The organism is Bradyrhizobium sp. HKCCYLRH3099, from assembly GCF_051167855.1.
GTDB lineage: Bacteria > Pseudomonadota > Alphaproteobacteria > Rhizobiales > Xanthobacteraceae > Bradyrhizobium.
The window spans coordinates 1-15,158 of record NZ_JBNPTW010000023.1 but is presented as its reverse complement, the minus strand read 5'-3'; the positions used below and the strand labels follow the sequence as shown (position 1 = coordinate 15,158).

The 15,158-nt window shown below is 60.7% G+C and carries 9 protein-coding genes and 1 tRNA gene; 5 read left to right on the top strand and 5 right to left on the bottom strand.

The genetic code is table 11. The annotated features are described in order from the left end of the window. Positions 1-65 precede the first annotated feature (65 nt). The 4 genes from ACQR1Y_RS30735 to ACQR1Y_RS30720 all read right to left on the bottom strand — a co-directional run bounded on the left by ACQR1Y_RS30735 (position 66) and on the right by ACQR1Y_RS30720 (position 3,869). Complete coding sequence (locus tag ACQR1Y_RS30735; RefSeq protein ID WP_434879481.1) at positions 66-509, bottom strand: DUF2948 family protein; 444 nt, start codon at positions 507-509, stop codon at positions 66-68. 15 nt (positions 510-524) lie between these two features. After that, entirely contained in the window at positions 525-1,814 is a 1,290-nt protein-coding gene (gene murA / locus ACQR1Y_RS30730) for a UDP-N-acetylglucosamine 1-carboxyvinyltransferase (RefSeq protein WP_434879482.1), read from the bottom strand. Between the two features lie 134 nt (positions 1,815-1,948). After that, positions 1,949-3,667, bottom strand: a complete 1,719-nt coding sequence (locus tag ACQR1Y_RS30725) for an FAD-dependent oxidoreductase (RefSeq protein WP_434879483.1) — start codon at positions 3,665-3,667, stop codon at positions 1,949-1,951. 22 nt (positions 3,668-3,689) lie between these two features. Beyond that, on the bottom strand, positions 3,690-3,869 hold the full coding sequence (locus tag ACQR1Y_RS30720; RefSeq protein WP_434859692.1) for a hypothetical protein: 180 nt from the start codon (positions 3,867-3,869) through the stop codon (positions 3,690-3,692). Between the two features lie 453 nt (positions 3,870-4,322). On the opposite strand from ACQR1Y_RS30720, the gene ACQR1Y_RS30715 reads away from it, so the two are divergent. The 5 genes from ACQR1Y_RS30715 (at position 4,323) to ACQR1Y_RS30695 (ending at position 12,235) form a co-directional block, all read left to right on the top strand. Next, positions 4,323-4,397: transfer RNA gene (locus ACQR1Y_RS30715), tRNA-Thr, on the top strand. A gap of 92 nt (positions 4,398-4,489) precedes the next feature. Continuing rightward, on the top strand, positions 4,490-6,121 hold the full coding sequence (locus ACQR1Y_RS30710) for a phage integrase (protein ID WP_434879484.1): 1,632 nt from the start codon (positions 4,490-4,492) through the stop codon (positions 6,119-6,121). Between the two features lie 1,251 nt (positions 6,122-7,372). Next, positions 7,373-8,047, top strand: a complete 675-nt coding sequence (locus ACQR1Y_RS30705; protein WP_434879485.1) for a recombinase family protein — start codon at positions 7,373-7,375, stop codon at positions 8,045-8,047. Positions 8,048-8,233: 186 nt separating this feature from the next. After that, positions 8,234-11,065 carry a TrlF family AAA-like ATPase gene (locus ACQR1Y_RS30700; protein WP_434879486.1) on the top strand — a complete coding sequence of 944 codons (2,832 nt, stop codon included), beginning with the start codon at positions 8,234-8,236 and terminating at the stop codon, positions 11,063-11,065. 15 nt (positions 11,066-11,080) lie between these two features. Next, positions 11,081-12,235 carry a hypothetical protein gene (locus ACQR1Y_RS30695; protein ID WP_434879487.1) on the top strand — a complete coding sequence of 385 codons (1,155 nt, stop codon included), beginning with the start codon at positions 11,081-11,083 and terminating at the stop codon, positions 12,233-12,235. A gap of 1,449 nt (positions 12,236-13,684) precedes the next feature. On the opposite strand, the gene ACQR1Y_RS30690 is transcribed toward ACQR1Y_RS30695, so the two are convergent. Then, entirely contained in the window at positions 13,685-14,155 is a 471-nt protein-coding gene (locus ACQR1Y_RS30690; RefSeq protein WP_434879488.1) for a helix-turn-helix domain-containing protein, read from the bottom strand. Positions 14,156-15,158: the final 1,003 nt, after the last annotated feature.

Genomic DNA, 15,158 nt, shown 5'->3' with positions numbered 1-15,158 from the left:
GGCTGCCCCAGACCCCCTGCTCAATGGCGCGGCAGCGCGGGGCCGTCAACCCTTTGAACCGGCCCCTACCCGGTCAGCGGCGGCACGTCGTCGGAGGTGCCGAGATCGTCGGCACCGAGATCGGTCAGCTCGCATTCCAGGCATTCGACATCGAGCCGCAGCGCGCCGCCATGGGAGAACAGCAGAAGCGCGCTGCCGGCGGGCGCGTCGGTGCCCGGATGGAATTCGATGCCGATCAGCTCCAGCGCGGCATCGGGCGCGGCGAGGTCGATGCGGCGCGACTTGCAGGCGAGCACGCGGTCGAAGCGCAAGGCGGCAAGCAGGCGGCGAGGTTCGGCCTCGCCGTGCAAGGCCTGGTCCCAGTCGAGCCGATTCATGCCGATGACCAGCCGCTTCTCGGCCTGGCGCCAGATGATATCCGCCGGCTGCACCCGCGCATCCTGCACGTGGGCCGAGATCACGGCGAGATCGTCGGCGTCGAGCGCGATCAGTTTGAGCCGGTCGGTCACGACATCATCCTCATCTCATTCGCGGATGCGCTCGATCGTGGCCCCGCAGGCCTGCAGCTTGTCCTCCAGCCGCTCGAAGCCGCGATCGAGATGGTACACGCGGTTGATCATGGTCTCGCCCTCTGCCGCGAGCCCGGCAATCACCAGCGAGACCGAGGCGCGCAGGTCGGTCGCCATCACGGGCGCGCCGCGGAGGGTCGAGATGCCCTCGATCCGCGCGGTCTCGCCGTCCAGACTGATACGCGCGCCGAAGCGGGCGAGTTCCTGGACATGCATGAAACGGTTCTCGAAGATGGTCTCGGTGATGGCGGATGCGCCCTGCGCGCGGACCATCAGTGCCATGAGCTGGGCCTGGAGATCGGTGGGGAAGCCGGGAAACGGCGCGGTCGTGACCTGCACCGGGCGGATGCCGTGGCCGTTGCGGACAACACGGATACCCTCCGCATTGCTCGTGATCTCGGCGCCGGCTTCCGCCAGCACGTCGAGCGCAGATTGCAGCAGCTCCGGCCGCGCGCCGGCGAGTTGGACGTCGCCGCCGGTCATCGCGGTGGCGATCGCGTAGGTGCCGGCTTCGATACGGTCAGGCAGCACCGTATGCCGCGCGCCGTGCAGAGACGCCACGCCCTCGATCTCGATCACAGGCGTGCCAGCGCCGGTGATGCGCGCGCCCATCTTGTTGAGGCAGTCGGCGAGATCGGTGATCTCCGGCTCGCAGGCCGCGTTGGTGATGATTGTCGTGCCCTTGGCGAGCGCCGCCGCCATGACCGCGACATGGGTGCCGCCGACGGTGACCTTGGGAAAATCGATCGTGCCGCCGCGCAGGCCACCCGGCGCCTTGGCGACGACATAGCCGGCGTCGATCTCGATGCTGGCGCCGAGCCTCGTAAGCGCCATGATCAGCAGATCCACCGGCCGCGTGCCGATGGCGCAGCCACCGGGCAGCGACACCCGCGCCTCGTGCATGCGCGCCAGCAGCGGCGCGATCACCCAGAAGCTGGCGCGCATCCGCGACACGAGTTCATAAGGCGCGGTGGTGTCGATGATGTTGGCCGCGGAGATCTGCAGGGTCTGGCCCTGGTACTGGCCATCGCCCGGGCGCTTGCCGACGGACATGATGTCCACGCCGTGATTGCCGAGAATGCGCTGCAGCTGCGCGACGTCGGCCAGGCGGGGGACGTTGTCGAGGATCAGCGTCTCCGGCGTCAGCAGGCCCGCGATCATCAGCGGCAGGGCAGCGTTCTTCGCGCCCGAAATCGGGATGATGCCGTGAAGCGGTTTGCCGCCGACGATGCGAATGCGATCCATGCTGGTCCTATGGGAGCTGGCCGGGAAATCGGGCTGAGATGGGCGCAACAGGACCGACATTACGGCGATTTGATGAGTTCGCAACGGCAGGTCGCATCATGCAGCTCGTCATCCCCTGACCGTGCTCTCGGCGATCAGACCGGCGGCACCAGGGGATCGGCGAGAAAGCCGTGCAGCGCCGCCACCACCTGGGCGCCCTCGCCGATCGCGCCGCCGACCCGCTTGACCGAGCCGGACCGGACATCGCCCACGGCGAAGACACCGGGGACCGAGGTCTCCAGCGGCGACACCATCCGCCCGGAATTCTGCTCCGACTGCGCGCCGGTCACGACGAAGCCAGCGCGGTCGAGCGTCACGCCGCAATCGCCGAGCCAGCCGGTCGCCGGATCGGCGCCGACGAACAGAAACAGGTTGCTGATCTCCGCCGGCGTCTCCTCGCCCGACAGCCGGCTCTTCAGCGTGATGCGCTCAAGCCCCATATCGGCGCCGCCGTCGAGCGCGACCACCTCGGTGTTGAACAAGAGCTCGATGTTCGGCGTCGCCTCGATGCGCTCGATCAGATAGCGCGACATCGACGCGGCAAGGCCGCCGCCGCGGACAATCATCCGCACCTTCTTGACGTGTCCCGAAAGAAACACCGCGGCCTGGCCGGCCGAGTTGCCGCCGCCGACCAGCGCGACCTCGCGGCCCGCGCACAGCCGCGCCTCGATCGGCGAGGCCCAGTACCAGACGCCGCGGCCCTCGAACTCCTTGAGACGGTCGAGATCCGGACGCCGATAGCGCGCGCCGCTGGCGACCACGATCGATCGCGCACGCACCTCGTCGCCGCCCTCCAGCGCCAGCACGAAGGCGCCGTTCTTGCGCTCGCAATCGAGCGCCGTCACCGACACTGGAATCATGATCTCGGCGCCGAATTTCTGCGCCTGGTTGAAGGCGCGCGCGGTCAGCGCGAGGCCGGTAATGCCGGTGGGAAAACCAAAATAATTCTCGATGCGGGCGCTGGCGCCGGCCTGGCCGCCGAAGGCACGCTGATCCAGCACCGCGACCGACAGACCTTCCGACGCGCCGTACACGGCGGTCGCGAGCCCCGCCGGTCCGCAGCCGACGACGGCGACGTCATAGACCTTCTCGCCGCGCGGACCGCCGATCATGCCGATGGCGCGCGCGAGCTCGGTCTCGCTCGGATTGCGCAGCACGCTGCCGTCGGACACCACGACCAGCGGCAGCTCGGCCGGCGTCGGCGAATAGCGCGCGATCAGGTCGGCCGCGTCGTGATCGACAGCGGGATCGAGCAGATGGTGCGGAAAGCCGTTGCGGGTGAGAAAGCTCTGCAGCCGCGCAATCGCGGCCGATTGCGGCGGGCCGATCATGACCGGGCCGCCGGCGCCGCCCTGAATGAGATTCACCCGGCGCAGGATCAGCGCCCGCATGATTCGCTCGCCGAGTTCGGCCTCGGCGATCAGCAGCGCGCGCAGCTTGTCCGGCGGAATCAGGATGACCTCGACCTCGCCCTCGGCATGGCCGTCGACCAGCGCGACGCGCCCCGAGAGCTGGGCGATCTCGGCAAGAAACTGCCCAGGCCCCTGATCGATGACCGGAGTGACGTGGCCGAGGCCATCGCGCTGGGTGATTGCGACGTGGCCCTTCAGAATGACGAACATGCCGGGGCCGGGCTTGCCGGTCTCGAACAGGCACTCGCCATCGCGATAGGTGCGGATCTCGCCGAAGCCGCGCAGCCGCGCAATCTCGGCCGGCGTCAGCTCAGGGAACGTCTGTTCGAATCGGGCAAAGGTTTTCGCCAGCTCCGCGCGCTGGGTCGCTTCACTCGCCGTCGTCCCGTCAGTCACCGTCATCACGCTCCCCGCTGCACTCGTCTCACCGCTTCGAATCATCGGAGCTGTCGACAGGAGCGGCATCGACCCTGTCCTTCTCGACAGCCGCCTGGCTCCGCTCCCGGCTCTGCGCCTTGCGCCGCTTCAGGTTCTCGCGCAGCGCCTGCTTCAGCCGCTCCTCGCGTGCGCCCTTTGCCGCCGGCCTGCTGGTCTGATCTGTCATCCCCTTCCCCGCGCTACATCGTGCGAGCTATCGCGGCTTGCGCAGCACTTGCCTCGCCCGGCTTGCGGAGGAGGAAGCGCACGGCCCGAGAGGCGAAGATCTCCCCGCCAGGTACCGTCCCGCGCCACGAGGGCACAATTGATGTTGCGGACGCGAAAGCCAAGAGGCGATGCGCCGCAGACGGTAAGTTCCGCTGCGGGCCGCGTCGCCTGCCCGGATGGGGAGTTGCCGGGCCACCACGTTCATTCCGCCCCTTCCGATGGCCAGGAGCGAGAATCGCGGGCCGAACCGGCAATTTCGGACCGATTCGGGGGTCCTTCGCACCGTTTCGGCGAAAAGCATCTGCGTCTTTCCCCGAAAACCGGGCGAGCCGCGCTTGCGCATGTCCGGACCTTGTGGCAAGAACCGCCCGCGTTCGGGCGCGGCCTTCGGGCCGGCCCCCGTCGCGTTCCTGCTGCCGTAGCTCAGTGGTAGAGCACTCCCTTGGTAAGGGAGAGGTCGACAGTTCAATCCTGTCCGGCAGCACCATTGTTGTCCCTGTGACATCAACAACTTACTGAGCATGTTGAGATTTTCGCGCTGCGCCTGATACACACAGGTGTTGCACGATGGTTTTGAGAATGGCCTGCCCGACTAAGCGTCCCGGTTCCGAGAATTGGTACTTCCGCAAGCGAATCCCGCCCGACGTTCAAGCGATCCTTGCCAAGCTCCCCAAGGAGCAGCGCCCGCCGAACTGGTACAAGGATCAGATCAGCATCTCCCTCAAAACGGCAGACCGCGCGGCAGCGAAAGCAAAATGTCCCGAGGTCGCGGCGGAGGTCGAGCGCACGATCGCAGCGCTCCGCGCTGGCCCCAAGCCGCTGTCGGTCAAGCAGATCAGCGCCCTCTCGGGTGAGCTGTACCGAGCATTTGCTGACGGCTTGGAGGACGACCCCGTCGTCGGTGCTGACCTTTGGCTGCGAGCCGCGCAGAAGATCGAGCGGGCCCAAAAGGGCGAAGAGGGCCTCGTTGCCGCAATCGGCATTCACAGGTCACCGGAGGACCGTCGCCGCGCCTCTCTGGAGCAGCTTCTTGGCAAGTTGACCGATACATTCCTCGCACGACGCGGCATTCACACCGACAGCGAAAGCCGGTGGAAGCTCATTCAACGGGCCTCCGTTGATCTCCCCGCAGCCGCGAAGAAGCTATCGCAAAATGCCGACGGCGACTTCACTCCCGATGAATATGCAAAGCGCTTCCCGCGATACGAAGATCAGCAGCCGAAAGCGGCCAGCGGACGATCCCTCACCGCGCTGGTGGAGGCGTGGCACAAAGCGGCACCTGATCGGGGCGTTAAGGACCGCGACGCGAAACGCATCAAGCAACGGTTTGAGAAGCTAATTGAGTTCCTCGAACATGATGATGCAGGGCGAGTGACCAAACAGGACATCATTCGCTGGCGCGACCATCGGCTTGCGAACAAGATCAGCATCAAGACAATCAACGACAGCGACATCACGTCTTTCAGCAACGTCTTTAGCTGGGGCGCTGAGCGCGGCTGGCTCTCAGCCAATCCCACCGAGCGGACGTCCATCAAGACCAAGCGGAACACCGCGGAGGTTCGGGAGAAGTATTTCCTGCCCGACGAAGCCGCGAAGATTCTCCAAACCGCCGCCGCCATCGTCGGCTCGGAGCGAGAGAGCCCGAAGACCACCGCTGCCAAGCGTTGGGTGCCATGGCTTTGCGCCTATTCGGGGGCCCGGGTTGCGGAGATGATCCAGCTGAGGAAGCAGGACGTTCGCAAGGACCCCGCCGTCGGCTGGGTGATCAGGCTGACGCCAGAGGCTGGCAGCATCAAGAATAACAAGTTCTGTGACGTGCCCGTGCATCAGCACTTGATCGACACCGGGTTCATCGCCTTCGTGGCCAATGCCAAGACGGGTCACCTGTTCTGCGACCCCAGCAAGGACGGCACGATCGACGGCCCAGCGGGAGGCGTTTACAAGCGCATCCTGAGCATGGTGCGTGACGTGGTCAAGGACCCGCACGTCCAACCCAACCACGCTTGGCGCTACACCTTCAAATCCTATGGGTTAGAGGCGGGCATCGAAAGCCTTACGCTGGATGCTATCTCGAACCACTCCCCGAGGACCCAAGGCGAGGCATACACCAAGGTCACTCTCAAGACGCGCTCTGCCGCCATGAGAAAGTTTCCGCGCTACGCCCTCGCCACAAGCGACGAAGCCCTAACCATCGAACCTGGGACGGAATGATCAACCCGGAGGTGACGCTGGAGAGGCGAACTGAGGCGATGCACGATGCCCGAGATACGGGACAGGGCTGGCGTCCCCAATGTCGTACAGGCGCGGACTAGAAGCCCCCTGAGGACGCTCGACCGCGGCCCTGGCCCTTTTTGCGCGGGGCCACACCAACCGGCTGTACGAGCCTCCTGGGCGGCCTGACGCGTCTCGGCAAACGCCTCCTCACCCACACCCTAGGCGGCACACATCTGACGCGTGCACAGACCCGCGGCGCAACTCTAATATATAGGTTGCACTACTGCATAAGCATCCGGGGTTATACCCTATAGTGTACTGAAGTGGGACCTTAGGGCGGGGGGGTGGTGGCACTGAGGTTGACCTCAATCACCATCAACACTTAGAGCCCCCCTCTATAGGGAGGTCGTATAGGGGGAGATCTAGAGGGCACTGAGGCGGACCTCGATAGTCATCCCCAATAGAAGCCAACCCAAGCAGATGGAGATGCAGGTCCCCTTGAGAGGGGCTTCGCATCGGCGCTATCATTGGTGCCAGTTGTCTGGTCGTGGGTGGGTCCATGCACTCCGAAGCCACCTACCTCGCCTGCAGCCGAGCACAGCCCCGAACCCGATTCGCCTCCGCACCATCGCCGGCCCCTTCGATCTGCGAGCGGCGTGACGGTGTTCCACGATGTCCGGTATTTTGACGAAAATCTCTGAACCGGTGCATCGACTGCAAAGTGAATCCAATGTCCCCCGCGCCCGGTGGCCCGCTATTGCCTGTGACCTCGTGCAGGGGGGGGCATCTTGTCGAATGCGCTACAGCCATCGGAGGCCCATGCGAACCGCCCCTCGGCTGCTGCCGTGCCCAAGATGCTGACGCCCTGATCAAGCGGCGCACGGGCGTGGCGCAGCCGGGGTCGGTAAGCGTTCGGGAGAATGCGGCTTCATCCGCGACGGCTCATCTGTCGTTTTGCCCGTTTCACCTAGCTTCGCTCGGAGAGACCTCCGCTAGTTCGCCAGCCATCGCCGCCGATCGGCCTGATGAGAGATGCCCTGTTGCGGAGCCGTTCGACGGACGAATGCGCTGATGAGCATGAGAAAGCACAGCCTCGGCGCCACCCGACCGTTAACAATGGCGCCCTGCCCTCGAACTCGGCCGAATAGGCTGCTGCTGACCTGAGAGAAGCCGATGCAGCCGACCCGTTGCACAAAGTCGCAGCGTGCTTTACATCTGTGTCAACGTTCGTTGATTGGATTGTAAAATATGGCGGAAGGCGTGTTTGTTGCGTATTACCGGGTCTCGACAAAGGGCCAAGGACGATCAGGCCTTGGTTTGGATGCACAGAAGGAAGCCGTGCGGACCTATCTCAACGGCGGCAATTGGTCTCTTGCCGCAGCATTCACAGAGGTGGAAAGCGGCAAGCGGGATGACGACCGCCCGCAACTCGCCAAGGCCCTACAGACATGCCGTGTCTTCGGGGCCAAACTCGTCATCGCCAAGCTCGATCGGCTGTCTCGCGACGCGCATTTCTTGCTCGGACTTGAGAAGGCTGGAGTGGATTTCGTCGCAGCAGACATGCCGCATGCAAACCGGCTGACTGTAGGAATCATGGCGATGGTGGCGGATGAAGAGCGCCGTGCCATATCAGAACGCACCAAGGCGGCTCTTGCGGCCGCAAAGAGGCGCGGTGTGCAGCTCGGCGGCGACCGTGGCACTCGGCTAACGCGGGCTGCAAGAAAGGCTGGCAGGGAGACTCAAGTGGCCCGCGCCAATGAGCGGGCGGCGGACCTTGCTCACATAATTCGAGACCTGCAATCCACCGGCATCACATCGCTCAGCGGCCTTGCTAGGGCGTTGACAGACCGGGGCGTTCCTACACCTCGGGGCTCAACAAAATGGGCTGCCGTACAGGTGGCCCGAACGTTGGCTAGGCTATAGGTGCAACCCTCAGCGCAGGGTGCGGTGCATATCTTAATTCCTGCGCCTCTATCAGTGTTTTTTGACGCAAAGCGGCGAGACATTCGCAGGTCTCTGCCGCCTCGAAATGGCTCACCGATCCCCCAAAAGCGCGGTTGAAATCCTTCGCTCCTTCCTGCAGTAATTGTGGGGAACCAGAGGAAGCGAATGGCATTTCCAAAAGGCCAACACCCAGGCACTCTGTGGATTAAGACTGATTTCCAATGTCATAGCCCGCGCGACCAATCGTGGACGGAAGCGCCTCAACTCCCCGGCGGCGCTGCCGACCTCGAAGCCGCCCGCGACGCTTGGGCTCTATCTTTCATAGAGCAGTGCAGAGCAGCAAAGCTCGGTGCAGTCGCAATAACGGATCATCATGACGCGACTTTTGTACCTTACGTTCAAAGGGCTGCAACGGGCAGCAGTGTCACCGTCTTCCCCGGCATCGAAGTTTCCTGCAACGACAACACGCAATGCCTCGCTATATTTGACCCCTTGACCAAGGCGGACATCTGGCGCCATTTCCTCGGGAAGCTTCGAGATGTGTCGATTGCGTCGCCGGACGCTCCTAAGACGCAGCCACCTGTCAACGCCAACCTGACCATCACCGAGTTGTTCAGAGAGGTTACAGAGGACCGGCTGCTACGTGATGCATGCGTGCTGATACCCCATTTCAGCGACCCGGGCGCACATAAACATCTTAACGAAAACGGACATCACCTCAGGTTTTGCAATCTCCCCTGCGACGCGGTTTACATTGAAAAGGCCTATCAAGACCTCAGTCCAGACACGGTGAGAAAGGCATACGGCGACGTGCCCGAGTGGGGGAAGCGCCGAAGGGCCATAGTCGCTACTGGCGACAATCGCAGCTCAACGTGGAGACGCCTGGGCCTGCATGACTGTTACATCAAGATGGGCGAGAATTCGCTTGAAGCATTGCGACAGGCGCTTATCGCGGATGAAGCACGAATTGCGTATGCCCCTCCGAGCGAACCCTCAGAACGAGTTGTTGAGCTAACAGTCCTTTCTACATTGACCGGCCCGCTCCCAATAACCGCAAGTTTCAACTCAGGCTTCAACGCGTTCATTGGTGGACGCGGCTCGGGCAAGAGCGCCTTTCTTGAGTATTTGCGGTTTGCGTTGGCAAGGACTGAGCGAGATCTCGGACGACCGGGCAGTCGCGAGCGCGAAGAGCAACTAATTGAGGACACCCTATCTTCAGATGGATACGTATCTGTAGTCATTGAGCGCGAGGGCGTTCGAGAAGTATGGCGTCGAACACTGCACGATGAGGCCATTCACATCGTCGACGCGGATGGCACCGTGAGCAAGGCAACCCCCGATGAAGCTCGGCGGAGATTCCGAGGCCGAGCCTTCTTCCAGAAGCAGCTGTCAACCACAACACGGGAACCCGCTTCGGCCGCTGATCAAATCACCGGCATCGTCGCGGCCGAGGCTTTAGATCGGCGACGCCAACTTGATCAGGAAATAGCAAATGCCAAACGCGACGTCGCAACGACATTTCAACGCGTGGCAGCGCACTGGCAATGCGCCTACGATCTCGCTCGAACGAAAGCTTGGGCGCAAGACATTAAAAAGCGCATTGATAATGTAAACAAGCGACTTGAAGAAAGTGGCGTTTCGGCCGGCGACTTAGCAATCATTGCTGATGCGCCGCGCCATTCACGAGGCAGCGCATATCTTCAGCAGCTCCAAAAGGCCATCGAAGCCGAGCGAAATCGAATCAACACGATCATCATCTCTCCTCTTCCAATGCCGATGGAGCAATTTGCCGACGTCGCCACGTTCCCAGAACTGGCGACGCTTGGCGAGGCCGTCATTCGCACCCGAGAGCGCCTTCTGGCACAACTTGAAGGGGCCAGAGAAGAGTTGGTTCGGCTCGGACAATATCACGGAGAGGTAGCGTCTCATTTTGCAACCCGGCAGACTGAATTTCATGAACTCTACGCTGGCGCCGAGGCGCAGCAAGAGGCACACAAAACACTCTTGACCGACAATAGCCGGCTGCGAGAGGAGTTAAACTCTGCCGAGCAGGCCGAGGGTGACCTGACAGCGCGACTGATGTCAACTCAGACCTCTATCGACGCCTTCGAAGACGCGCGACAGAAGCTCGCTAGCCTGATAGTGGAGCGACGGGCAGTGCTGAACACGGCGGCCGATAGGGTTGTCGACAAGAGTAATATGCTAAAAGCCCGCCTCAAGCGCGACCCGGCACCAAAGGAATACATTGCCGCGATATCGGCCCTTACGTTAGGCGCTCATGTCCCAGATGCCGAATCTCGGATCGATTCCTGGATTCGATCAGCGATCAGCGCCGATCAAACGGCGTGGACAAAAATATGCGAAGGCGCGGTTTCGCTGTATCAAACCATCATAAATTCTGGAAAGCCAACCGAACCCACTGAGACAGTCGCCGGCGCCTTGCGGGAATTCCTAGCGATAGAGGGCAGGATTACACCGCGGCAGCTGCAGCGGATTTACCAAAACATCACCGATGCCACGCTCAGCGCAATTCTTGCGTCCGTACCAGATGACTATGTCATCATGACTTACTCAGATGATGGGAGAGACATGCCGTTCGCTAAGGCGTCGCCGGGGCAGCAGGCATCCGCGCTTTTAGAGCTACTATTGAATCAGGCCGCCGGCACTCTCATCATCGACCAACCGGAGGACGATTTAGACAATCGTGTGATTATGAAAATCGTCGAGCTAATTCGGCGATCGAAGGGCAGGCGTCAACTGATTTTCACGACCCACAATCCCAATATTGTAGTCAATGGTGACGCGGATAAAGTGATCTCACTGAAGGCTGGCGATGCGGTCATGGGCAGCCAGCCCGAAAACCCACCGGTCGAGATCGCCGTAGACGGCGCGATAGAGACGGCGGATGTCCGCTTCATGATCACGCATATCATGGAAGGCGGACAGGCTGCCTTCGACCTTCGCAGTCGTAAGTATCGCTTCGACGGGACCAAATGAAGACTGAGGCTCACGATGGCGTCCTGGCTTCCGATGTATGCCTTCCCATCGCTACGGGTTACGCGTCCGGTGGAGATTGCCCACCTAGCATTGGCCTACGCGGACGATGCCCGAGTGAAGGCGTTGGCCGAAAGCCACCCGAACTTTAAGGGCCTACTGAATCAATTTACTACGGAGTTTGGAGCTCAAATTGAGCCAAGCATCTTGATGTGGAACACCGACGGGCCTGAAACGTACCGCAACACGGAAGCTCTATCGGCCTTTCGTGATGCATTAGCATTGTCCGTCATACCGCAATATCAAGCTAAGATTTTGGCCAGGGAAAGCCAATTCAAGATGCGCTTTTCCAACTGGTTCAACATCTACCCCTGGATGCTCGATAAGAACTATGAATACGTGGTAATGAGAAGCGCGGCGATCTTTGGGCTGCACGAGCCCAAGTTACTAAAGGGCCAGACGTACCCGGGCCTCAACCAAGAGATCATCGATCCAGCCGCTATCGACCAAACGCTTCATAAGGAATTGATGGTGCGCTTCAAACGCCGCTTCACGGCTGAGAAGCCCGAGTGGAGCGACGTGGCGCTGTTCCGGTCATTGAACACGGCGAATGCTGCCGCCCAACTTCCATCGCATGGCGACTTCACCCCGTATGACTCAGGTCGCTCAATCTCCCTATGGGTTAGCGCGTTTGAGATTTTGGCACATCCCGAGGAAGGTCAGTCGGGGCTGCTTCAAGTTTACGACCTTCTAGAGAAAGCCGATTGGCACTCCGTTGCTTGCCGTGAAGCGCGTCACCCTTGCATGGCACCTGTCCACGCCCGGCGCCCGCGCGTCCTCGGTTGCGCAATCTACTCGCGCATGAACACCGCACGAAACGACTATCTGCATGGCAACAAAATCTCTGATGTCCAGCTCGTCATCATGCCATCCAAACGCTTCTTAGTAGATTATGCCCCGGTGCTCTATCGAATGGCATTGGCAGCGTTCCTCGACCTCCGCTTCAAAGAGGCGGAGCCGCGCGAACCGGCGGCACAGCAACTGTGGGCTGGCAGGAAATTCGACTTCTACAAATATCAGACCTACGCAGAGGCGGCCCTTTCGACATTCGATCGAACGGTCGAGCAACAGCGCGAGCTTATGGGGATCCGAGGGAAACTCGCCTTGTTCTAATCCTCAAACTTCGTTCAGCATTCCAGTGGCGCTGCACGACTTTCATCCGACACAAACGAAAAGGCTTCCTCGGCGCCGGCCCGCTGCAGGCGCACTTGGTCTCGATGGCTGAGGTAGCCGCCAGGCGCACTGATGCGCATGTAGTGGCCATCGCCAAGCCGTCCTGCCTTAAGATCGACAATCATTCGGACCACATCGTCAGCCGATTTGAATTGGCACGAAGGCATTGTGCGGTCAGGCAGCCCGCGAGATTTCGTAACAAACCAAACCGAGATCATTTTATCCTCGATAGTAGCGTCGAATGTTGCCGCCCATATCCCATACTTTGGCGGCCAAACTCCCGATTGAACCGATACGTAGGGCTTTTGTACCGATTGCTTTCGTAGCTGCGCAGTCCATGTCTGACGCGAATACGTCACTGGGATCACCCAAGGACAAGCGCCCCTGCTGATCCCAGCTGTATATTTGAACACGGAACCTCTGCTCGACCATGGCTTGCTACCGTCCCGACCTCATCGGTACTACCCGAGTTTGGAATCCACCGCCTCCTTCGAACGGGCTCGGCTCCGACTTTCGAAGTCGGATACGCGCCTCGTTGAGAACAGCGTCGAGTTCGCTCCGAATCTCACTCGCCAGCATCTCTAGCTCAGCATAAGATCGGCATTCTCTCCCCACGAGTACGAGACCATCTTCGTGTTGGACAGAACTATTCATGGGATCTACGCCTATCCAGAATGTATTGTCGAACAGATCGCCAGGCCACTTCTGGCCGAGCTTGATCATCCGATTTCGCTCCATTTTTAGTCTCCATCTGCCGACAGCACGAAGTGCTCAGCTTACCGTCAATTGACGCCAAGGTAGCCTAGACGCATCTACACTGCTCAGCCAATCAACAAGATCGCGACGCCCGTAGGAGCGGTGTCTGTGTGCGCCGAGGAGGGCAACAGGCCGCTGAAGTTGAAGTGTCCAACTTCTCAATAGACTCTCACGTTCGCCCGGACTGTCGATGACGTGATCATTCACAACGACCACGCCGAACTCCACCCCCTGCTCGCGAACGAGAGCGACTTGCCAAGTTGACATGACGCTCACCTATCGACCACTTTCGTGCTTTGTGGGGTCTACGAGAACGTACCCCATTCCCGGTTTTGGCGTCGGAGGCAGTGGCTCGCGCCTCGTTACAGTCCGCTCCTCACCCGTTCGGCCGCCGCGCGGTCCAATTTGCTCGTACTGACCAGAACGCGGAGCCTCTTGACCCGGTTTGAGTATCTTAGCCATATGTCAATTCTCTCTTGTTTTTTGCTGAGAGCCATTGACCGCAGGCAACGGATCGACTTCTATCGGTCCGCCTTATCGGGCCTGTCCCAAGTCGGCTCTCGACCACTCGGGGCGGTTTCAGAAGCCGTCAGGTCTGACCACCTGGCGGCTTCATTTCTTGTGTCGCCACACTCAGGCTTGCGCCTGAGCAGTCGGCGGGTCCTCATCACGAGGCAACCAACCCTTTCCCTTATCTTGAAAAAAGGTCGAGGACTGTTCGTGCTCTCGCATGTCGGAGAGGCGCCGCAGCATGCGCCGGACAGAACCTTTGCCTCCAATGTAGTCGGCATAGAGGGCTCGTAGAAGTCTATCCGAGCTTCCCGGAAGCGACTTCGTCCGATTCTTCTCCCAAAGACGCAACGACTGCTCTGTAGTTCCGAGCATCGCGGCCAAATCCTTTTGCGTCGTATCCATCTCAAGTCGGAGGAAACGCAGCTCCGCCCCGTTCAAGGGCTTCTGTACGTTGATTAGGCCTTGTCCAATGACTCTATGCAGACCCTCGGTGTCTACGATGGAGACGCCATTTCCATAGGGAGTCTTCTGAATGCGATAGCCGTTCTCCAGGTAGATGTTGTCGAGGCCGCTCTCTTTGTAGTGATACATAGCTGCCTCCTTTCAGAATGCGTTGATGACGAGCACTTGTGACGGCCAATCGATAGCCACAACACAAGTCAGTTCTTCCCCGGCTGCGTGTCGATACAGATTCATTTGCCAGTTGCCATGAGGGTTTACGAAGGGACCCTCAGTTGGCGTCCCCCTTTGAATACAGAGTTCAATTTGTCGCCGAGTAACACCACGGCGACCAGCCTTCTTGCGGCCATACGGGATGACCACGATGCGCTCGGTGTCCACCGCCAGAGCACGAATCAACTTCAAAGCATCCGCCCGGTTGAGATTAGCCGGCTGCTCGATTGTAACTTCGCGCGTCCTAATAGGTATAACTTCCGCCGTCTTCGGCCGGGAGCATACGATTATAGGTTCCGCTGAGGGTGGCTCCGATGCGCTCATAGACCTATAATTATTATAGGTTGATGTTTCGTTCAAGTCCCCACCAAAGGAAAAGTTTCGTCAGCAAATCGTGTCTATGAGACATGCTCCCATCACCCGATCCGCTCTGCCCGAAAGCTCGACATAAGCTTCGAGACCCGTCTGACACGCTCTTGGAACGGAGTGACAAGTGTCCCCGGAGGTGATACACGGCGGCGACCGGCGAGGCGAAAATCGCCAATGATTTCAGTAGGTCACCTGACAGAATTCACAGTTCAATCCTGTCCGGCAGCACCATTCCGTCTCCCAAGAATGTAACCGCACCATCTCGGCCTCATGGTTCGAGACGCGCCGCGTTTGAGATCTGCCGCGACCGTTCGGCCCGGGCGCGGCGCTCCCCACCATGAGGTTCTGGCACCCAAGTGGGTCCTGCACATCGACCATGAACACGCCAACCGGCGTGTTCATGGAGAGGGTGACCGCCCCGTTGAGAGAGTTTGAGCCGAGATGCTGGCCACGCCAGCGGTCCGCTCCCTCTCCCGCTTGCGGGCAGGGCTATCGCACGTGACTGAGGAGTTCGAAAAAGAAGTCATCGCTCCAACCGGCGCGCTTGAGCTTG

Coding starts and splice junctions, on each gene's coding strand:
- ACQR1Y_RS30690 (WP_434879488.1), bottom strand. CDS start 14,155: ATGTATCACTACAAAGAGAGCGGCCTCGACAACATCTACCTGGAGAAC.
- ACQR1Y_RS30705 (WP_434879485.1), top strand. CDS start 7,373: ATGGCGGAAGGCGTGTTTGTTGCGTATTACCGGGTCTCGACAAAGGGC.
- murA (WP_434879482.1), bottom strand. CDS start 1,814: ATGGATCGCATTCGCATCGTCGGCGGCAAACCGCTTCACGGCATCATC.
- ACQR1Y_RS30720 (WP_434859692.1), bottom strand. CDS start 3,869: ATGACAGATCAGACCAGCAGGCCGGCGGCAAAGGGCGCACGCGAGGAG.
- ACQR1Y_RS30695 (WP_434879487.1), top strand. CDS start 11,081: ATGGCGTCCTGGCTTCCGATGTATGCCTTCCCATCGCTACGGGTTACG.
- ACQR1Y_RS30700 (WP_434879486.1), top strand. CDS start 8,234: ATGGCATTTCCAAAAGGCCAACACCCAGGCACTCTGTGGATTAAGACT.
- ACQR1Y_RS30725 (WP_434879483.1), bottom strand. CDS start 3,667: ATGACGGTGACTGACGGGACGACGGCGAGTGAAGCGACCCAGCGCGCG.
- ACQR1Y_RS30710 (WP_434879484.1), top strand. CDS start 4,490: ATGGCCTGCCCGACTAAGCGTCCCGGTTCCGAGAATTGGTACTTCCGC.